Raw genomic sequence first — 18,772 nt, 5'->3', positions numbered from 1 at the left:
CCGCTAAATGCCATCTCGCGGGACGAAAAGGCCCCGCCTCCGAGCTGTTTGCAGCAGGGAGGCGGGGCCTTTTCGGCGCAGGTGGTAGTCAGCCGGCTGGAGCCGGCTCGAGGACGGCCGCGGGCTCTGCAGCCACCGCCGCTTCGGCCCGGTGCGGTTCGAAGCGGACGAACATCGCCTTGAAGCCGGGGGTATTGGACACGCGGGCCACGTTTTCCTTGTGGACCAGGGCGTTCGCTTCCGGGAAGTACGCCGCGGCGCAGCCCTTGGCAGTGGGGTAGGCCACCAGGCGGAACTTGTCGGCCCTGCGGTCCACGCCCTGGAAGGTGCTCACCACGTCCACCAGTTCGCGGTCCTGGAAGCCCTGCTCCGCGAGGTCTTCAGGGTGGATCAGGATCACGCGGCGGCCGCCGGAGATGCCCCGGTAGCGGTCGTCCAGGCCGTAGAACGTGGTGTTGTACTGGTCGTGGCTGCGGATGGTCTGCAGCACCAGGTGCCCCGGCGGCGGCGTGAGGTACTCCAGCGGGCTCACGGTGAACCGGCCGCGGCCGATGTCCGTCTTGAAGGAGCGTGTGTCGCGCGGCGGGTTGGGCAGCACGAACCCGTTCTTGGTCCGGACCCGTGTGTTGAAGTCCTCGAAGCCGGGCAGGACGCGGGCGATGTGGTCGCGGATCACGTCGTAGTCCTCGGCCATGGCCTTCCAGTCCACGGCGTGGCCAGGGCCGAACGTGGCCTCCGCCATCCGGGCCACGATCACAGGCTCGGCCAGCAGGTGATCGGAGACGGGGGTGAGCCGGCCCTGGGTGGAGTGGACCACGGACATGGAGTCCTCCACGGACAGGAACTGGGCGCCCTTGGGGTGCTTGTCGTCCTTGTCCGTCCGGCCCAGGGTAGGCAGGATCAGCGAGGTGCGGCCGTGCACGACGTGGGAGCGGTTGGGCTTGGTGCTGATGTGCACGGTCAGCCCAATCCGCTGCATGCCCGCTTCCAGGGCTTCGGTGTCGGAGCAGGCCAGGGAAAAGTTGCCGCCCATCGAGACGAACACGTCCACCTCATTGCGTTCGAACGCCTCCATGGACTCCACCGCGTCGTAGCCGTGGTGCCGCGGCGAGGTGATTCCGAACTCGCTGTCCAGCGCTTCGAGGAGCCATTCCTTGGGCTTTTCCCAGATGCCCATGGTCCGGTCGCCCTGGACATTGGAGTGGCCGCGGACGGGGCAAGCCCCGGCGCCGGGCTTGCCGAAGTTGCCCTGCAGGAGCAGGACATTGACCATTTCCTTGATGGTGTCCACGGAGTGCGGCTGCTGCGTCACGCCCAGTGCCCAGCAGAAGATCGAGGCCTTGGATTTGATGAGCATCCCGGCCACGGCCTCGATCTGCGCACGGGCCAGGCCCGTGGCCTTTTCGGTTTCGTCCCAGTCCAGGGTGCGGCGGGCTTCGCGGTAGGCGTCGAACCCGTCGGTCTGCGCGGCGATGAAGGAATGGTCGACGACGGTCCCCGGGTTGGCTTCCTCGGCCTCCAGGAGCAGGTGGCCGAGTGCCTGGAACAGTGCCAGGTCGCCGCCCACCTTGATCTGCAGGTACTCATCGGCCAGGGGCGTGCCGCCGCCCACCACACCGGAGACGGTCTGCGGGTCCTTGAAGTTGAACAGGCCGGCCTCGGGCAGCGGGTTCACGGCCACCACCTTGCCGCCCTTGTCCTTGCATTCCTTCAACGCCGACAGCATGCGCGGGTGGTTGGTACCGGGGTTCTGCCCCACCACGAAGATCAGTTCGGCATCGTGGATGTCGTCCAGGGACACCGTGCCCTTGCCGATGCCGATGGTGGGGTTCAGGGCCGAACCGGAGGACTCGTGGCACATGTTGGAGCAGTCCGGCAGGTTGTTGGTGCCCAGGGACCGGGCGAACAACTGGTACAGGAACGCGGTCTCATTCGCGGTGCGGCCGGAGGTGTAAAAGACGCAGCGGTCAGGGGTGGTGGCCCGGATGTGTTCGCCGATCAGTTCGAACGCGTCTGCCCAGGAGATCGGCGAGTAGTGGGTCTCCCCCTCGCGGATGACCACCGGCTCGGACAGCCGGCCCTGGTTGCCCAGCCAGTACTCGGTCTTCTCCGACAGTTCCGCAATGGAGTGCTTGGCCCAGAACTCCGCGCCCACGGTCCGCAGGGTGTTCTCCTCGGCCACCGCCTTGGCGCCGTTCTCGCAGAATTCCGCTGTCTTGCGTTTCTTGTCCGATTCCGGCCAGGCGCAGCCCGGGCAGTCGAAGCCGCCGCGCTGGTTCAACCGGAGCAGCGAGTGCGCCGTGCGGGTAACCCCTGCCTGCGCCACCGCGCGTTCCAGGGCCACCATGACGGCCTTGACCCCGGCGGCTTCGGTCTTGGGCTTGTGGACTTCGAGGTTGTCCTCATTGATGTCCGCAACGGGGGCGGGCTGCTTTCCGAACTTCATTGTTCCAACTTCCTTACCGGCTTTCACTGGCACTTCATTGACTTCCGGCTGGCTACTGGGAGACCTTTGCCAGCGTTTCCTGCTCAGCGGCGATGGTGGTGCTGTCACCGTGGCCGGTACGGACCACTGTTTCGGCCGGAAGCGTCAGCAGCCGTTCACGGATGGACTTCAGGATGGTGGGGTAGTCGCTGTAGGACCGGCCGGTGGCACCCGGGCCGCCGTTGAACAGGGTGTCGCCGGTGAAGACCGTCCCCTCGCTTTCCAGGTAAAAGCAGGTGGACCCGGGCGAGTGGCCGGGCGTGTGGATGGCGCGCAGGTTTGCCCCGCCCACCTCGAACACGTCACCATCGGCGTGGTACCGGTCCGGTGTGGCGTCAGGGTAGACCTGCTCCCACAGGACCAGGTCCTCCTGGTTCAGGAAGATCGGGGCGCCGAGCGCCCCGGCAACCTCTCGGGCGGCGCCAATGTGGTCGTTGTGCGCGTGGGTCAGCAGGATGGCCTTGACCTTACGGCTGCGGACCTGGTTGATGATCGCGGCAGCGTCGTGGGGGGCATCGATGATGACGCATTCCTCGTCATTGCCCACAATCCAGACGTTGTTGTCCACGTCCCAGGTGCCGCCGTCGAGCGAAAACGTGCCCGAGGTGACCAGGTTTTCAATGGTGACGCTCATGCGGACGCCCCAACCGGCCGGATCTCGACGACGGACCGCAGCACCTTGCCCTCGTGCATCTTGCCGAAGGCTTCCTCCACCTCGTCGATGCCGATGCGCTCGGACACGAACGCGTCCAGGTCCAGGTTGCCCTGCTTGTAGTGGGACACCAGCATGGGGAAGTCGCGGGACGGCAGGCAGTCGCCGTACCAGGAAGACTTCAGCGACCCGCCGCGGCCAAAGACGTCCAGCAGCGGCAGTTCAAGCGTCATCTCCGGCGTGGGGACGCCGACCAGGACCACGCGGCCGGCCAGGTCACGGGCATAGAAGGCCTGCTTGTAGGTTTCAGGACGGCCGACGGCGTCAATCACCACGTCTGCTCCGTGGCCTCCGGTGAGGGCGCGGATGGCTTCCACAGCGTCCTCCTGGCGGGAGTTCACGCCGTGGGTGGCGCCGAGGGACTTGCCCATGTCGATCTTGTTGTCGTCGATGTCCACGGCGATAATCGTCGTCGCACCGGCCAGCCGGGCCCCCGCGATCGCCGCGATGCCCACGCCGCCGCAGCCGATCACTGCCACGGACTCACCACGCTTGACCTCGCCGGTGTTGATGGCGGCGCCGATGCCGGCCATGATGCCGCAGCCCAGCAGGCCCACAGCAGCAGCGTCAACCTCCGGGTCCACCTTGGTGCACTGGCCGGCGGCAACCAGCGTCTTCTCGGCGAACGCACCGATGCCCAGGGCCGGCGAAAGCTCCGTACCGTCCTCCAGCGTCATCTTCTGCGTGGCGTTGTGCGTATTGAAGCAGTACTGCGGCTGGCCCTTGGCACAGGCCCGGCACTCGCCGCAAACTGCCCGCCAGTTCAGGATGACCCGGTCACCGGGCGCCACCGAGGTGACATCGGGACCAACAGCACTGACCACGCCCGTGGCCTCGTGTCCCAGCAGGTAGGGGAAGTCATCGCCGATGCCGCCCTGCTTGTAATGCAGGTCCGTGTGGCAGACACCGCAGGTGAGGATGTCCACCAGCGCCTCCCCCGGCCCCGGATCCGGCACCACGATGGTTTCCAGCGACACCGGGGCGTTCTTCTCTTTAACGACAACTGCCTGGACTTTGTGGACCATGGTTCTTGTGTTCCTTTCCTGGATCCGGCCGGATCCGGTGAATCGGCACCAGATGCCAATGTAGCTGACGGGCACTCGCGGGGAGCTGCTGTCACGATGCCCTCGCTCCAGATGATTGCGTAATGCACAACACGATGCGCATGGCGCCTACAGCCGAATATGGCAGGGCCCTCATTCCATGTCAATAGATATATCAGTCCCACAGCAGTTGTTGAACAGTTGTCGTCCGAGGTTTTTCGAGACGCTCCATTACTGCCGGCCCATTACCGCCGCCCTCCCCGCCCGCATTACGTGCAGCAAATTGCGGGCAGTAGGCTGGATGGCATGGCTTTTGAAGAATCTCCTGCCGAGCGGCGCGAAGTGACCGTCCGCCGGGCACCCAAGTACGTTCCCTTCCTGATCCTGGGTGCGCTCGTGGGTGTTGCTGCAGCCGCGGTAGTGGCGTATGCGGTGCCGGGCGATGAGACTTTCGACCCGGGCGCAGTGTTCGGATTCTTCATGGTGATGTTTGCCGCAGCCGGCGCAATTCTGGGCGCCGCGCTGGCTCTGGTCCTGGACCGCCGCAGCGTGAAGCGTCAGGAGAAAGCCGTGGTGGAGGCCGTTCCGGATTCTGAACCGGACACGGATCCCCAGGCTTAGCAAGTCACAAACCAGCGGCCGGAAAAGTCGTACCCCATATCGTGAGATAATCGACCAGTGGCACGCGGCGATGGAAAACTTTCCCATGATCTTCTCCCCGGCGAAAAAGGCCCGCAGGATGCTTGCGGCGTCTTCGGCGTCTGGGCCCCAGGCGAAGAAGTAGCAAAACTTACCTATTACGGGCTGTATGCACTGCAGCACCGCGGTCAGGAGTCGGCTGGCATAGCGACCAGTGACGGCAAGCGGATCAACGTCTACAAGGACATGGGCCTCGTGTCCCAGGTCTTCGACGAGACCACGCTGAACACCCTGACCGGGCACCTGGCCGTCGGCCACTGCCGCTACTCCACCACCGGTGCCAGCCACTGGGCCAACGCGCAGCCCACCCTGGGCGCCACCGCCACCGGCACGGTCGCCCTGGCCCACAACGGCAACCTGACCAACACCGCCGAGCTCAACGCGATGATCCAGGAACGCAACGGCGGCCAGCTCACCGGCGAAATGAAGCAGGGCAACACCTCGGACACCGCCCTGGTCACCGCCCTGCTGGAGGGCGAGCCGGGCAAGACCCTGGAGGAAACCGCCACAGAGCTGCTGCCCAAGATCAAGGGTGGCTTCTGCTTCGTCTTCATGGATGAAGGAACGCTCTACGCGGCCCGTGACACCTATGGAATCCGCCCGCTGGTCCTGGGCCGGCTGGAGCGCGGCTGGGTTGTCGCTTCCGAGCAGTCGGCCCTGGCCACCGTAGGCGCCAGCTTCATCCGGGAGATCGAGCCGGGCGAGTTCATTGCCATCGACGAGGACGGCGTGCGGTCCAAGCGGTTCGCAGAGCCGACGCCGGCGGGTTGCGTCTTCGAGTACGTCTACCTTGCGCGCCCGGACGCCGCCATTGCCGGCCGCTCGGTCTACGAATCCCGAGTGGAGATGGGGCGCCAGCTGGCCCGCGAGAACACGCAGCAGGCGGACATCGTTATCCCCGTGCCGGAATCCGGCACCCCCGCGGCTGTTGGCTACGCCGAAGAATCCGGCATCCCGTTCGCGCACGGCTTCGTCAAGAACTCCTACGTGGGCCGTACCTTCATCCAGCCCTCGCAGACCCTGCGCCAGCTGGGCATCCGGCTCAAGCTCAACGCCCTTGAATCCGTGATCCGCGGCAAGCGCGTGGTGGTGGTGGATGATTCCATCGTCCGCGGCAACACCCAGCGCGCCATTGTGCGGATGCTCCGGGAAGCCGGCGCCGCCGCAGTTCACGTGAAGATTTCCTCCCCGCCGGTCCAGTGGCCCTGCTTCTACGGCATCGACTTCGCCTCCCGCGCCGAGCTGATCGCCAACGGCGCCACCATCGAGGAGATCTCCCAGGCCATTGGCGCGGACACGCTGGCCTACATCTCCGAGGACGGCATGATCGGTGCCACCCGCCAGCCGCGCGAGCGTCTCTGCACCGCTTGCTTCACGGGCAAGTACCCCATCAAGCTCCCCGACGCGGACAAGCTGGGCAAGAACCTGCTGGAACGCACCGACCTGGGCGGCCTGAAGCCTTCCCCGTCAGCGCTTCCCGGTGAAACCGCTGCCCTGGCCGTTGACGCCACCGAGGACCCGGCGGAGAAGCCCGGAGCCACCGGCTGCGACCCGGGCCCGGACTCCGAATTCGAGAACCTGCTGACCGAAGCCGACCTTGTGCCCGACGTACCCGCCGCCACCAGCGCCGACAAGAAAGAGTCCGTATGACTTCCGCTAGCCCTGCCGCAAACAACTCCGGCATCACCTACGCCTCCGCAGGCGTGGACGTTGAAGCCGGGGACCGCGCCGTCGAGCTCATGAAGGATGCCGTCAAGGCAACCCACAACTCCTCGGTGATCGGCGGGGTGGGCGGCTTCGCCGGCCTCTACGACGTTTCCCGGCTGCTGACCTACAAGAGGCCGCTGCTGGCCACCTCCACCGACGGCGTGGGCACCAAGGTTGCTATCGCCCAGGCCATGGACATTCACGACACCATTGGGTTCGACCTGGTGGGCATGGTGGTGGACGACATTGTGGTGGTGGGCGCCGAGCCGCTGTACATGACGGATTACATCGCTTGCGGCAAGGTGGTCCCGGAGCGCATCGCGGGCATTGTCCGCGGCATTGCCGCCGCCTGCTCCGTTGCCGGCACCGCCTTGGTGGGCGGCGAGACGGCCGAGCACCCGGGCCTGCTGGGCGAGCACGAATACGACGTTGCCGGCGCAGCCACCGGCGTTGTGGAAGCCGATGCGCTGCTGGGCCCGGACCGTGTCCGTGCCGGAGACGTGGTGATCGGCATGGCCTCATCCGGCCTGCACTCCAATGGTTACTCCCTGGTCCGGCGCGTCATCAACCACGCCGGCTGGGCCCTTGACCGGCAGGTATCCGAACTCGGCCGCACACTGGGCGAGGAACTCCTCGAGCCCACCCGCGTCTACGCCGCCGACTGCCTTGACCTTGCCCGCACCTTCCCGGTCAGCGCCGGCGCGGCCGTTCACGGCTTCAGCCACGTCACCGGCGGCGGCCTGGCCGCGAACCTGGCCCGCGTCCTCCCCCAGGGCCTCGTGGCTACCGTGGACCGCGCCACCTGGGAACTGCCCGCCATCTTCAAGCTGGTGTCCGAGCTCGGCAACGTGCCCCTGGCGGACCTGGAGCGCACCCTGAACCTCGGCGTCGGAATGGTGGCCATCGTGTCCCCCGAAGCCGCTGACGCCGCAGTTTCCCGCCTGAACGACCGGGGCCTGCCGTCCTGGATCATGGGCACCGTCACCGAGGACTCGGACTCCATCCTGAAGTCCGGCCCGGACTACGTGCAGGGCGCCAAGGGCGTGGATGGCGGAGCGGTCCGCCTGGTCAACGCCTACGCCTAAAACCCTCCATCGAGTGCTCCGTAATTGTCGTTTTCACCCCTGATAACGACATCTACGTGGGCCCATGCCGGCAGGGTTCCCTGGCCGAGCTTGCGAGGTTAGGGAGCCGGTGGGGAGCACTCGATGCGTTTAAGCGACCGGTTCAACCCTCCACTTGGATGAGGTTGAGGATGCCGCCCTGGGGGTCCTCGATGGTGGCCAGTGATCCTACAGCCGGGTGGTCATCCGGCTCCACCAGCACCTCGCCGCCTGCTGCCATGGCGGCCGCCGCCGCCGCCGCAATATCTGCCGCGCCAAAGTAGATCTGCCAGTCGGCTTCTTCGCCTTCATCGGCAGGGACTATGCCCGCCACCTCACTGCCGGCGATGAGCAACGTACTGTAGCTGCCGCCGTCGTGCTGGGGGTACTCGGTGACGCCGTGGCCGAAAAGGTGCTGAAAGAATCCTATGGCGGCCTGCGGCTCGGGCGTGAAGAGCTCAGCCCATGCCAGGGCGCCGGCCTCGTTGAAGAGATGGCTGCCGTAGTGGGTGCCAGCCTGCCAGATACCGGTGGTTCCGCCGCCGGGAGGCGCCAGGAAACCCAGCACGCCGGAGTCGCCCACCTTCTCGGGCCCAAACTGCACGGCACCCCCGGCATGGCCGGCTTCCTGCAGCAGGCCGGCGGCGTCCGGGACCGCAAAGTAGACGTTCCACTCGGCGGCAGTCCCGGCCTCCAGCTGGAGGGGGTTTTGCGGCGCTATGGTGGCCACCAGCTGGCCGCGGACAAAGGCCTGCGCGTAGCTGCGGCCGTCCGGGGTGGGGAAGTCCTGGTAGGTCCAGCCGAAGAGCCGTCCGTAGAAGTCTTTGGCGGCAGCAACATCGGGGGTCTGCAGATCCGCCCAGCAGGGCTCGCCGCTGGCGTATGTGGTCCGAACAGTCATGCGGTCAGGTTACCAACCAATGCCGCAAACAACACGGAAAGCCCGTTGCCGTACCGGAAATCCGGCATGGCAGCGGGCTACGTGATGAAGGCGGTCACCCTATCCGGGTATCACGACTAGCCGATGCGACGGTGGTCTACCTCGTCGTCATCGTCATCCAAATCATCCGCGTACTTATCCACATAAGCCGAATAGTCCGGTTCGACCGGCTCATTCGAGTAACGGCTCGTTGAACGACTATTAGGGCCCGTCAGCTCACGCTGAAGTGCCGAGTAGTCAGTGTTCGGGGAGTAGTACTTAATGTCCCGAGCCTGCTTGGTAGCTTTTGCCTTTTGACGGCCGCGCCCCATGGCGTGACCCCCTTTTGTACTTGGACCGGAGGTGGTCACCTTGGCGATCGGTGAGGCCCCGGAATGTTTGGTCAATTTGTCGTACACCTAGATTACATGCTTTCGGCGGGCCCCGCTTGCCGCCTCGGGGTCCGAACGGCCGGGTGGGGTACCATGACGCACCTCCACCCGCGGGATTCCGGCATTTTTCTTCGGTAGAGTCACTTAAGAACTGCCGGTTTTATCTGGCCTTTGGCGAGCCGCGGAACCAAACACCAGGAGGATGCGCACCCGTGAACCACCAGGACATCCCGCCCAAACCCGCCTCGCCCCCTCAGACCGGAAGCGTGCCAAAGGTCCAGGGCGGTACCGGTCCGGCCCCCGCTCCCGAATCCATCACCTGGTCCCAGCCCCGCCACGATCCCGCACCCGAAAAACACGTCAACAGGAAGCCCGCTTTGTGGAAGGCGCTCTTCGTCGTCGTCATCCTCGCCGTGGCGGGTTCACTGGTATGGCTTGCCGTCTGGCTGAATTCCTCACCGGGCAGCGAGGCGGCAAAGAATGACCCACTGGGCGTGCTGCAAACCGCCGTCACGCCGCCCGCCACTCCCCAGCCCCTTCCCCGCGAGGGTGTTGCACCCACCGCCTACGCGGTCGGTGACTGCTTCAAGGATTTCGATCCACAGGCCCTCACATCCACCGTGGTGCCGTGCGATACCGGCCACTCGGCGCAGCTCGTAGCCACCCTCCACTACCCGGACAGCGCCAAGTATCCAGGGGCCGAGCCGCTCAAGGCCAAAGCCCTGGAAGTCTGCCAGGCGGCAAAGCTCGGGCCGGCCGCCAAGCAGTTCCCACTCAACTACCAGCGCAGCTTCCCCAGCAGCACCAGCTGGGAATCCGGCGACCGCCGGGTGGATTGCTACGTCGCGGCCGACACCGGCAATGTGATTAACGCAAGCGTGCTGCCCTGACGGTTCACCCGCCAGGGCAGCACGACCCGCATCACCACGCCGGCGGCTAATCCTTCCGCCGGACCGACAATCCGGAGCTGGGGGCGCCCGTCATTGTGTCCACGTTGCCCCCGGCCAGTTCGCCAAAGTCCGGCGCCGTATCGACCAGCACGGTGTCGCCGTCGCTGATCTCACCGGCGAGGATGGCCTTGGCCAGCCGGTCGCCGATCTCGCGCTGCACCAGGCGGCGCAGCGGCCGGGCGCCGTAGGCGGGGTCGTAGCCGGACAGCGCCAGCCACGCCTTGGCGCTGTCAGTGACATCGAGGGTGAGCCTCCGCTCGTGCAGCCGCCGCCCCAGTTCGGCCACATGCAGCTCCACGATGTGGGCCAGTTCCTCCACCGTGAGGGCGTCGAACAGCACCACTTCATCGAGCCGGTTGAGGAACTCCGGCTTGAAGGACGCGTTCACCGTGGCCATGACGGCGTTGCGCTTGGCCTCGGCATCCATGGACTGGTCCACCAGGAACTGGCTGCCCAGGTTGGAGGTGAGCACTAGGATCACGTTGCGGAAATCCACGGTGCGGCCCTGCCCGTCGGTGAGGCGGCCGTCATCGAGCACCTGCAGGAGGATGTCGAACACCTCGGGGTGTGCCTTCTCCACTTCGTCCAGCAGCACCACGGAGTAGGGGCGACGGCGGACGGCCTCGGTCAGCTGCCCGCCTTCCTCGTAGCCGACGTAGCCCGGAGGTGCCCCCACGAGCCGGGCCACAGAATGCTTCTCGCCGTACTCGGACATGTCGATCCGCACCATGGCGCGTTCGTCGTCGAACAGGAAGTCTGCCAGGGCCTTGGCCAGCTCGGTCTTGCCCACACCGGTGGGCCCCAGGAACAGGAAGGAACCCGTGGGCCGGTTGGGGTCGCTGATGCCGGCCCGGGCACGCCGGACGGCGTCTGACACAGCAGCAACAGCCTTGCTTTGGCCGATGAGCCGCCTGCCGAGCTCCTCCTCCATGTGCAGCAGCTTCTGGCTCTCGCCCTGCAGCATCCGACCGGCGGGGATGCCGGTCCAGGCGGAAATGACCTCGGCGATGTCTTCCGCCGTCACTTCCTCCGCCACCATCTGTGCGGACTTGTCCGTCACGGCAGCCTCCGCTTCGGCAGCGGCGTTCAGCTCACGTTCCAGCGCCGGGATTTCCCCGTAGAGGATGCGGGAGGCAGCCTCCAGGTCGCCCTCGCGCTGGGCTTTGTCCGCGGCGGAGCGCAGCTCATCCAGCTTGGCCTTCAGGTCACCCACCCGGTTCAGGCCGGCCTTTTCGGCCTCCCACCGGGCATTGAGCGCGGAGAGCTCCTCTTCCTTGTCCGCTTTGTCGGCCCGGAGCGCGGCCAGCCGTTCCACGGAGGCGGCGTCGGTCTCGCCCTCCAGCGCGAGCTCTTCCATGGTCAGCCGGTCCACCTGGCGCCGCAGCTGGTCGATCTCCTCCGGGGCGGAGTCGATCTCCATGCGCAGCCGGGACGCGGCCTCGTCCACCAGGTCGATGGCCTTGTCCGGCAGTTGGCGGCCCGAGATGTAGCGGTTGGACAGGGTGGCGGCGGCCACCAGGGCGGAGTCAGCGATGGACACCTTGTGGTGCGCCTCGTAGCGCTCCTTGAGGCCGCGGAGGATGCCGATGGTGTCCTCGACGCTGGGCTCGCCCACGTACACCTGCTGGAAGCGGCGTTCCAAGGCTGCGTCCTTTTCGATGTTCTCGCGGTACTCGTCCAACGTGGTGGCACCGATCAGGCGGAGCTCGCCGCGGGCCAGCATGGGCTTGAGCATGTTGCCGGCGTCCATGGAGGAGTCGCCCGTGGCGCCGGCACCCACCACGGTGTGGATCTCATCGATGAAGGTGACGATCTGGCCCTCGGAGCCCTTGATTTCCTCCAGGACCGCCTTCAGCCGCTCTTCGAACTCACCGCGGTACTTGGCGCCGGCCACCATTGATCCGAGGTCCAGGGAGATGAGGGTCTTGCCGCGCAGGCTTTCGGGGACGTCGCCGGCCACCATGCGCTGCGCGAGGCCTTCCACGACTGCGGTCTTGCCCACGCCGGGTTCGCCGATGAGCACCGGATTGTTCTTGGTGCGCCGGGAGAGGACCTGGACCACGCGCCGGATTTCCGAGTCGCGGCCGATCACGGGGTCCAGTTTGCCTGCACGGGCCATGGCGGTGAGGTCGGTGCCGTACTTCTCGAGTGCCTGGAAGGTATTTTCGGGGTCGGGGCTGTCCACCTTACGGTCGCCGCGGACGCCCGGCAGGGCAGCGAGAAGCGCTTCGCGGGAGGCGCCGGCGTCGCGCAGCAGGCGGGCCGCGGCATCGTTGCCGGCCGAGAGACCCACCAGGAGCACTTCGGTGGAGACAAAGGAGTCGCCCAGGCGGTCCGCTTCCTCCTTGGCATGCTGGATGGCCTGCAGGGCGGGCCGGGACAGCTGCGCCTGCTGGCTTGAGCCGCCGGAGGTGGCGGGCAGTGCCTTGATGGCGCTGCTGGCCTGGACGCTGACGGCGTCCGGGTCCGCGCCGGTGGCGCGAAGCAGCGCGACGGCGACGCCCTCACGCTGGTCCATCAGCGCCTTGAGGAGGTGGGCCGGTTCCACCTGCGGGTTCCCGGCCGTCGAGGCGTTCATTGCCGCGGCGGAAAGAGCCTCCTGGCTCTTGGTGGTGAATTTGACGTCCAAAGAGAGCTCCTTTCGGGGGCTTGTTGACTAAGTTGAGTCTACTACGCTCAACTTTGGACGGCGAGGTCCAGTAGCCATGTTTGCCCAAGGCGAAATACCTGTCCAGAGCCGGAGGTCCCGCCGCCCTAGGTTCCGTATACGGAGACGGCAGCGGCCTTGACCACGAAGTGCACCGTCATGCCGGGGGCAAGGCCCAGGTCTGCGGAGGCGGCAGGGGTGATGTCCGCGGCCAGGCCGCCGGCGCGGACGCGGATCTGGTCGCCGTGCGGCTCGAGGTCGCTGATGGTGACGGCGAACGAGTTCCGGGGGCTGCCGTGCGCATCGTCCAGGAACACGGAGACGGCCGACGGCGGAAAGACGGCGACGCCGGGAGCGTCCGGCTTGGGCAGCGGGGCAGGGTCGCCGTCCGGGCCTGCTTCCGGGGTAAAGGATCCGTCATCATGGCCGGTAATTCTGAGTCCCGCACTGGTCCGCACCCCCGGCCCGTCCAGGGTGCCCGGAATGAAGTTCAGTCCTGCGAGCCCGGCGGCGAAAGAGCTGCGCGGGCGTTCCAGTACGGCGCGCGTGGGGCCTTCCTCTACGATCCGGCCGTCCTCCAGGATGACCACGCGGTCCGCGAGCATCAGTGCGTCCAGCACGTCGTGGGTGGCGATGATGGCCTGCCGTCCGGCAAGGACCCGCTTGAACAGGCGGCGCAGCAGCGGGGCGGAGTGGATGTCCAGGGCCGCCAGCGGCTCGTCGAGCAGGAGGAGTGCGGGGTCGGCCGCGAGCGCCCGGGCCACGGCCACCCGCTGGGCCTGGCCTCCGGAGAGCTGCGCGGGACGCCGCGCGGCCAGGTCCCCGGCTTCGACCTCAGCCAGCCACCGCCGGGCCTTCTCCTCCGCCGCCCTTTTGGAAACGCCGGCGCTGCGGGGGCCGAAGGAGACATTGTCCAGGGCTGTGAGGTGGGGGAAGAGCAGGGGTTCCTGGGCGAGCAGGGCGGTCCCGCGGTGGTGCGGCGCTGCCCACGTGCGCTTTCCGTCGTCGAGGTCGAAAAGCGTCCTGCCATTGAGTTCAGCCCGGCCGCTGTCAGGCCGCAACAATCCCGCGATGCCGGTCAGCAGGGTTGACTTGCCGGCGCCATTGGGCCCCATGACCGCCACGGTTTCGCCCGGCCGGACTGTGAGGACCACGTCGAAGCCACGCCGGGCCACCACTGCCTGGAAGGACAACGTCACCGGACGTCCCCTCCTGCCGGGGCCGGCGCCGTCGTCCGTCTTCCTGATCCGGCACGGCCCGCTGGCGGGCGCCGGTACGCAAGCGCAACCACCGCCACGGCCACGGCCACCAGGACCAGGGACAGGGCGACGGCGGCGTCCGGGTCCGTTTCGCGCTGCAGGTAGATTTCCAGCGGCAGGGTCCGGGTCACCCCCTGCAGGCTGCCCGCGAAGGTCAGCGTAGCGCCGAACTCGCCCAGGCTCCGGGCGAAGGACAGGACCGCGCCGGACGCCAGCCCGGGCAGGACCAGCGGAAGGGTGACACGCCGGAACACCGTGCCGGGCCGGGCGCCCAGCGTCGCGGCCACGGCCTCGTACCGTGAGCCTGAGGTCCGCAGTGCCCCCTCAAGGCTCACCACCAGGAACGGCAGCGCAACGAACGTCTGCGCCAGGACCACCGCCGTGGTGGAGAACGCGATCTGCAGGCCGAGCACATTCAGTGTCTGCCCCAGCAGCCCCTGCCGGCCGAACGTATAAAGCAGCGCGATACCGCCCACCACCGGGGGAAGTACCAGCGGCAAAAGCACCAGCGAGCGCAGCAGCCCCTGCAGGCGGAAGGTGTCCCGTGCAAGGACCAGGGCCAGCGGGACGCCCAGCACGATGCACAGCAGGGTGCTCGCCGCCGAGGTCCGCAGGCTCAGCCCCAGCGCCGTCAACGACGACGCGGAGGTCACGAGGGGAAGGAATTGTGCCCAATCCACGCGGAGCACCATAGCCAAAAGCGGAAGCACGACGACGACGGCGGCCAGGACGGCCAGCGCCCGGACCCAGGCGGGGATGCCTGAGTAGGCCGGACTTGGGGTGCGCAGGTGGACCGGCAGCGGGCCGGCTTGCTGGCGGGTCATGTGCCGCTTCCTTGACCGGCACCCGGCGGGCCGAATCCCGCAGCCGCGAGAACCTCTTGCCCTTCCGGGCCGGTCACCAGATCCAGGAAGGCCCCGGCCGTGGCCTTGTTCCGGCTGCCGGCAACCCCGGTGATGGGGTAGGTGTTCACCCCACTTGCCGACTCCGGGAACTGGATGCCGGCCACCTTGGACCCGGCGGCCTTGATGTCCGTGCCGTAGACCAGGCCGGCGTCGGCCTCGCCGGAAGTGACCTTGCCCAGGACGTCGGTGACCGCGTTTTCCTCACTGACGGGACGCAGCGCGACTTCGGCCGCCTCCGCCGCCTTGGCCGTGGCTGCCCCGCAGGGCACCTGCCTGGCACAGGTGACGAGTTTGACGCCTGGCCGGGCCAGGTCCTTCAGCGCGGTGATCCCGGCCGGGTTGCCGGGCGGCACTGCGATGGCAAGGGTATTGGTGGCGAAGTTCCGGGGCGTGCCGTCCGTGAGACCGTCGTCCTGCAGCTTCTGCATGGTGTCCGTGTCCGCTGCGGCGAAGACGTCCGCGGGGGCTCCCTGGCTGATCTGGCTGGCCAGGTCCGAGGACCCGGCGAAGCTCAGGGTGACCGTGGTGCCCGGATTTTCCGCCTCGAACGCGCGGGCGAGCTGGGTGAAGGTGGCCTTGAGGGAGGCGGCCGCGAAGATGGTGATGGTGCCGCCTGGCTTGGCGCCGGAGCCGGCCGCGCCGCTGTCTGCGCCTGCGCCGGTGTCCTGGGCCGCTCCACCCGGGGCGCAGCCGGAGAGGACGGCCAGCAGCAGCAGCACGACGGCCGGCAGGACAGCACGCGAAAGGATTCGCGCCGGAAGCGTGGAATCCGGGGCCTGCGCTGTTGACCGGGTCATGCGGTGGCCCGTCACTTCGGGGACTCGATAATGACCGTCGTTGCCTTGACCACGGCGGTGGCCACCGAGCCCGGCTCCAGGCCCAGCTCGCGCACGGCTTCGCTGCTCATCAGCGAGACCACCCGGAACGGACCGCACTGCAGTTCCACCTGTGCCATGACCTTGTCCGTGATGACGTTGGTGACCAGGCCCACGAACCTGTTCCGCGCCGAACTGCTGCCGCCCCTGGGATCGTCGGGAAGCTGGGCCAGCTTCTGCGCATGCGTTGCCAGCTCCAGGCCGTCCACGGCGAGCCGTCCGGAGTCGTCCCGGAGGGGTGTCAGTATTCCATGCTCCGTCCAGCGGCGAACGGTATCGTCGCTTACGCCAAGGAAACGGGCAGCTTCAGAAACGCGAATGAGGGCCATTCCGTGATTCTATTCCGCAAACGCGGCAGTTTGTCCTGCTGCTAGCACTATTTCAGGATTAGCTTCGCAACGTCGTACGAGCTTTGAAGGGCGGAGGGCGGCAATCGGCTCCTTCCGGGACCATCCCGACCGACCCGCCGCAGTTCACTGGCCACAGCGCGGCCCTCCGCTCTGTGGAACAAAGTTCACGGATCTCCGCGTCCATGCGCAGGAAAGGCGGGTAGATTCACCGCATGGGGACACAGAAAGTCTGGGCAGAGATTGTTGAGTGGCTGAGCGCTAACGCACCAGCAACAGCCCGGACCATTCGGGCACCCGCACCCGAAGCACTTATTCGCTCATTCGAAGAGGCAGCACCGAACGGGTGGCACAAAGACCTGTCGACCCTTTATCGGCTCTTCGACGGCGCAGAACCGTCAACCGCAGGGTATATCTTCCCGAACTACCGGCCGCTCCCACTGAAAGAAGCGGGGAAGACACGGCAAATCTTGCTCGACATCTGGGCGCGGGTTGGAGAGGAAGCAAATGCCGTGGACGAACGGGAGAAGAGGTCGCCTCTTTACTTGAATCTGCTCGCCGCCCACGAAGCTTACAGTGGTGCTCCTGCGTCCACGCACCCTAAGCCTTACGACCAGGCACATGCTGAAGCTGAAGAGGCGGGCACACGGGTCTCCATGTTTATCTCATCCTTCCTCCCGGTCGCAGACGACGGCTCCGGCGACTTTCTGTTCGTCGACCTCAGGAAAGGACGGCAGCACGGCTGCGTCAGCGAATATTTCAGGGAGGAGGCCGACTGGCGCCCGGCCATCTGGCCATCTCTTGAAACTCTTTTGGCCCACACTCTGTTGAGCCTGCGAACCGGCCAACCCGCGCTGTCCTTCATACCCACAGTTACAGAGGGCAGGCTCAATTGGGGAATCTCTCCGGCCCGTTGAGGTCCTCCCGGCCACATCTTTGCGGTCGCACAGGCCTGGAATGCTGGACTGATCAAACACTGGGCCGCGCTAGGATCTTTTCAGCAAGCGTCCGCAAGGTCCGGGGCTCGGGAAGGATCACTTGATATACATCGACCCGCCGCTGTGGCCTGCACACGGAACACACTTCTCCCACCTGGTCTCGGACACGTCCCTCGACGAGCTGCATGCATTCGCCGCCGCCTCCGGGATCCCGGAGCGGGCGTTCGACGGCGACCATTACGACGTGCCGGAACGCCGGATCGAGGAGCTGGTGGCGGCAGGCGCGGTTCCAGTGGAGGGCAGGGTGCTGGTCCGCAAACTCATTGCCAGCGGGCTGCGGATCCCTGCACGGCGGCGGAACAAGTCGCTGAAGGTCCCGCTGCTGACCCGCTGGGAAGCCATCATGCCCGGCCACGACGCACTCTTTCTGGACCTCCTGGACCGGTGGAGCGAACCGCACCGCCACTACCACGGCTGCACCCACCTACTCTCCGTCCTGGAGGCGCTGGACCTGCTCACCGAGCCCGGAGAGGCACCCCGGACGGTGCTGCTGGCAGCCTGGTTCCACGATGCCGTGTACCGCGGCTCGGCGGGCCAGGACGAGGAGGAGTCTGCCCGGCTGGCTGAAAGCCGGCTGGCCGGAACCGGGCTGCCGGAAGATGAGGTGGCGGAAGTGGCACGGCTTGTCCGTCTTACGTCGGACCACCGGCCGGAGCCAGGGGATGACGACGGCGCCCTCCTCTGCGACGCGGACCTTTCGGTTCTGGGCGGCGATCCGGAGGAGTACGCCCGCTACCTCGCCGCCGTCCGGAAAGACTACGCGCACATCGGTGACGCCGACTTCTCAGCCGGCAGGGCCGCCGTCGTGCGCCATCTGCTGGAACTGGACCCGCTCTTCCACCACCCGCGGGCCCGGGAACTGTGGCAGGACGCCGCGAACCGAAACCTGGAAGGCGAACTGGCGTGAACGCAACCGGCTCCAGCACACGGCACACGCACTCCGCCAATGCCGCGCACCGCCAGCTCCCTTTCACCGTCAGGCTGGACTGGGGGCTGGAGGGAGCCAGGACGATAGCATCCGGCGCCGACATAGCGCTGGTGGTGGACGTCCTTTCCTTCGGCACCTGCGTCAGCGTGGCGCTGGACCGGGGCGCCGACGTCTTCCCCTACCCGTGGCGGGACGCCAGCGCCGAAGACTTCGCCGCCCATCATCAAGCGCAGCTGGCCGGGCCCCGCGGCGGCGGCGGCCTGAGCCTCTCTCCCGCCAGCTTCCGCGCTGGAGAGTCCCTGGAAAGAGTGGTCCTGCCCTCCCCCAACGGGTCGGAACTGTGCCACGCGCTGGCCGCGGACGTGCCGCTGGTCGCAGCAGTGTGCCTTCGGAACGCCGCAGCCACTGCCGACTGGGTGGCGGCGAACCTTCCGGCGGACGCGGTACTGGCAGTGGTTGCCGCCGGTGAGCGCTGGCCGGACGGCAGGCTGCGGCCCGCCGTGGAGGACCAAATCGGTGCGGGGGCGTTCGTCGCCGGGCTGGCGGCTGCCGGCAGGGGCGGTTACGAAGCTGAGGATGGCAGGCACGGCTACGCGCCGGAGGCCGTGGCCGCCATGGCGGTGTTTGAATCCGCGGAACCGCGGCTGCGCGAAATGCTGCAGCAGTGTTCCAGCGGCCGTGAACTGTCCGGCGCCGGCTATGCAGAGGATGTGGACATTGCCGCTGAACTGGACCAAAGCGATTCGGTGGCCATCCTGCGGAACGGGGCGTTCCGGCCGCTTTGACGGACCGCCGCTTTGACG

The 18,772-nt window shown here is 67.0% G+C and carries 17 protein-coding genes; 7 read left to right on the top strand and 10 right to left on the bottom strand.

Annotated features, from left to right (window positions below; genetic code table 11):
* Positions 1–88: 88 nt before the first annotated feature.
* The 3 genes from ACR65K_RS11145 to ACR65K_RS11135 are packed head-to-tail and all read right to left on the bottom strand — an operon-like array spanning position 89 to position 4,222.
* Positions 89–2,446, bottom strand: a complete 2,358-nt coding sequence (locus ACR65K_RS11145; RefSeq protein WP_440152844.1) for an FdhF/YdeP family oxidoreductase — start codon at positions 2,444–2,446, stop codon at positions 89–91.
* 52 nt (positions 2,447–2,498) lie between these two features.
* Positions 2,499–3,119, bottom strand: coding sequence for an MBL fold metallo-hydrolase (locus ACR65K_RS11140; RefSeq protein ID WP_440152843.1), 621 nt, complete (start codon positions 3,117–3,119; stop codon positions 2,499–2,501).
* Complete coding sequence (locus tag ACR65K_RS11135) at positions 3,116–4,222, bottom strand: S-(hydroxymethyl)mycothiol dehydrogenase (protein WP_440152842.1); 1,107 nt, start codon at positions 4,220–4,222, stop codon at positions 3,116–3,118. Before ACR65K_RS11135 ends, ACR65K_RS11140 begins: the two co-directional genes overlap by 4 nt.
* Positions 4,223–4,546: 324 nt before the next feature.
* Between ACR65K_RS11135 and ACR65K_RS11130 the strand changes: the two genes are divergently transcribed.
* From ACR65K_RS11130 to purM, 3 genes are read left to right on the top strand one after another with little or no spacing between them, the layout of a single operon-like run.
* Positions 4,547–4,861 carry a hypothetical protein gene (locus ACR65K_RS11130; RefSeq protein WP_440152840.1) on the top strand — a complete coding sequence of 105 codons (315 nt, stop codon included), beginning with the start codon at positions 4,547–4,549 and terminating at the stop codon, positions 4,859–4,861.
* A 57-nt stretch (positions 4,862–4,918) separates the two neighbouring features.
* Positions 4,919–6,589: an amidophosphoribosyltransferase gene (gene purF / locus ACR65K_RS11125; protein ID WP_440152839.1), complete on the top strand. Its 1,671-nt coding sequence runs from the start codon at positions 4,919–4,921 to the stop codon at positions 6,587–6,589.
* The gene (gene purM / locus ACR65K_RS11120; RefSeq protein ID WP_440152838.1) at positions 6,586–7,731 is read left to right on the top strand and encodes a phosphoribosylformylglycinamidine cyclo-ligase; all 1,146 of its coding nucleotides are present in this window, start codon (positions 6,586–6,588) and stop codon (positions 7,729–7,731) included. Before purF ends, purM begins: the two co-directional genes overlap by 4 nt.
* Positions 7,732–7,873: 142 nt before the next feature.
* On the opposite strand, the gene ACR65K_RS11115 is transcribed toward purM, so the two are convergent.
* Together ACR65K_RS11115 and ACR65K_RS11110 are read right to left on the bottom strand one after the other, a co-directional pair.
* Entirely contained in the window at positions 7,874–8,650 is a 777-nt protein-coding gene (locus ACR65K_RS11115) for a VOC family protein (protein ID WP_440152836.1), read from the bottom strand.
* Positions 8,651–8,766: 116 nt separating this feature from the next.
* Complete coding sequence (locus ACR65K_RS11110) at positions 8,767–9,000, bottom strand: DUF3073 domain-containing protein (RefSeq protein ID WP_082566668.1); 234 nt, start codon at positions 8,998–9,000, stop codon at positions 8,767–8,769.
* Positions 9,001–9,272: 272 nt separating this feature from the next.
* On the opposite strand from ACR65K_RS11110, the gene ACR65K_RS11105 reads away from it, so the two are divergent.
* Positions 9,273–9,950 (top strand): septum formation family protein, encoded by a 678-nt coding sequence (locus ACR65K_RS11105; RefSeq protein WP_440152835.1) that lies wholly within the window; start codon positions 9,273–9,275, stop codon positions 9,948–9,950.
* Positions 9,951–9,996: 46 nt separating this feature from the next.
* On the opposite strand, the gene clpB is transcribed toward ACR65K_RS11105, so the two are convergent.
* The 5 genes from clpB to ACR65K_RS11080 form a co-directional block, all read right to left on the bottom strand.
* A complete protein-coding gene (gene clpB / locus ACR65K_RS11100; protein WP_440152833.1) occupies positions 9,997–12,639 on the bottom strand; it encodes an ATP-dependent chaperone ClpB in 2,643 nt (880 codons plus the stop codon).
* Positions 12,640–12,764: 125 nt separating this feature from the next.
* Positions 12,765–13,856 (bottom strand): sulfate/molybdate ABC transporter ATP-binding protein, encoded by a 1,092-nt coding sequence (locus tag ACR65K_RS11095; protein WP_056330836.1) that lies wholly within the window; start codon positions 13,854–13,856, stop codon positions 12,765–12,767.
* Complete coding sequence (locus ACR65K_RS11090; RefSeq protein WP_056330839.1) at positions 13,853–14,740, bottom strand: ABC transporter permease; 888 nt, start codon at positions 14,738–14,740, stop codon at positions 13,853–13,855. Before ACR65K_RS11090 ends, ACR65K_RS11095 begins: the two co-directional genes overlap by 4 nt.
* Entirely contained in the window at positions 14,737–15,618 is an 882-nt protein-coding gene (modA, locus tag ACR65K_RS11085) for a molybdate ABC transporter substrate-binding protein (protein ID WP_440152831.1), read from the bottom strand. Before modA ends, ACR65K_RS11090 begins: the two co-directional genes overlap by 4 nt.
* Positions 15,619–15,629: 11 nt before the next feature.
* On the bottom strand, positions 15,630–16,025 hold the full coding sequence (locus tag ACR65K_RS11080; RefSeq protein ID WP_440152830.1) for a TOBE domain-containing protein: 396 nt from the start codon (positions 16,023–16,025) through the stop codon (positions 15,630–15,632).
* 233 nt (positions 16,026–16,258) lie between these two features.
* Here ACR65K_RS11080 and ACR65K_RS11075 point away from each other — a divergent pair, with 233 nt between their 5' ends.
* The 3 genes from ACR65K_RS11075 (at position 16,259) to ACR65K_RS11065 (ending at position 18,754) form a co-directional block, all read left to right on the top strand.
* Positions 16,259–16,960 (top strand): SMI1/KNR4 family protein, encoded by a 702-nt coding sequence (locus ACR65K_RS11075; RefSeq protein WP_440152828.1) that lies wholly within the window; start codon positions 16,259–16,261, stop codon positions 16,958–16,960.
* A 121-nt stretch (positions 16,961–17,081) separates the two neighbouring features.
* Complete coding sequence (locus ACR65K_RS11070) at positions 17,082–17,948, top strand: DUF4031 domain-containing protein (protein WP_440152826.1); 867 nt, start codon at positions 17,082–17,084, stop codon at positions 17,946–17,948.
* Positions 17,945–18,754 (top strand): 2-phosphosulfolactate phosphatase, encoded by an 810-nt coding sequence (locus tag ACR65K_RS11065; protein WP_440152824.1) that lies wholly within the window; start codon positions 17,945–17,947, stop codon positions 18,752–18,754. The genes ACR65K_RS11070 and ACR65K_RS11065 overlap by 4 nt, the downstream gene beginning before the upstream one ends.
* Positions 18,755–18,772: the final 18 nt, after the last annotated feature.

The sequence above is a fragment of the Arthrobacter sp. SAFR-179 genome (genome assembly GCF_059414945.1).
This window is presented reverse-complemented; position numbering and strand designations above follow the sequence as displayed.

Coding starts and splice junctions, on each gene's coding strand:
- ACR65K_RS11145 (WP_440152844.1), bottom strand. CDS start 2,446: ATGAAGTTCGGAAAGCAGCCCGCCCCCGTTGCGGACATCAATGAGGAC.
- ACR65K_RS11140 (WP_440152843.1), bottom strand. CDS start 3,119: ATGAGCGTCACCATTGAAAACCTGGTCACCTCGGGCACGTTTTCGCTC.
- ACR65K_RS11135 (WP_440152842.1), bottom strand. CDS start 4,222: ATGGTCCACAAAGTCCAGGCAGTTGTCGTTAAAGAGAAGAACGCCCCG.
- ACR65K_RS11130 (WP_440152840.1), top strand. CDS start 4,547: ATGGCTTTTGAAGAATCTCCTGCCGAGCGGCGCGAAGTGACCGTCCGC.
- purM (WP_440152838.1), top strand. CDS start 6,586: ATGACTTCCGCTAGCCCTGCCGCAAACAACTCCGGCATCACCTACGCC.
- ACR65K_RS11115 (WP_440152836.1), bottom strand. CDS start 8,650: ATGACTGTTCGGACCACATACGCCAGCGGCGAGCCCTGCTGGGCGGAT.
- ACR65K_RS11110 (WP_082566668.1), bottom strand. CDS start 9,000: ATGGGGCGCGGCCGTCAAAAGGCAAAAGCTACCAAGCAGGCTCGGGAC.
- ACR65K_RS11090 (WP_056330839.1), bottom strand. CDS start 14,740: ATGACCCGCCAGCAAGCCGGCCCGCTGCCGGTCCACCTGCGCACCCCA.
- modA (WP_440152831.1), bottom strand. CDS start 15,618: ATGACCCGGTCAACAGCGCAGGCCCCGGATTCCACGCTTCCGGCGCGA.
- ACR65K_RS11080 (WP_440152830.1), bottom strand. CDS start 16,025: ATGGCCCTCATTCGCGTTTCTGAAGCTGCCCGTTTCCTTGGCGTAAGC.
- ACR65K_RS11075 (WP_440152828.1), top strand. CDS start 16,259: ATGGGGACACAGAAAGTCTGGGCAGAGATTGTTGAGTGGCTGAGCGCT.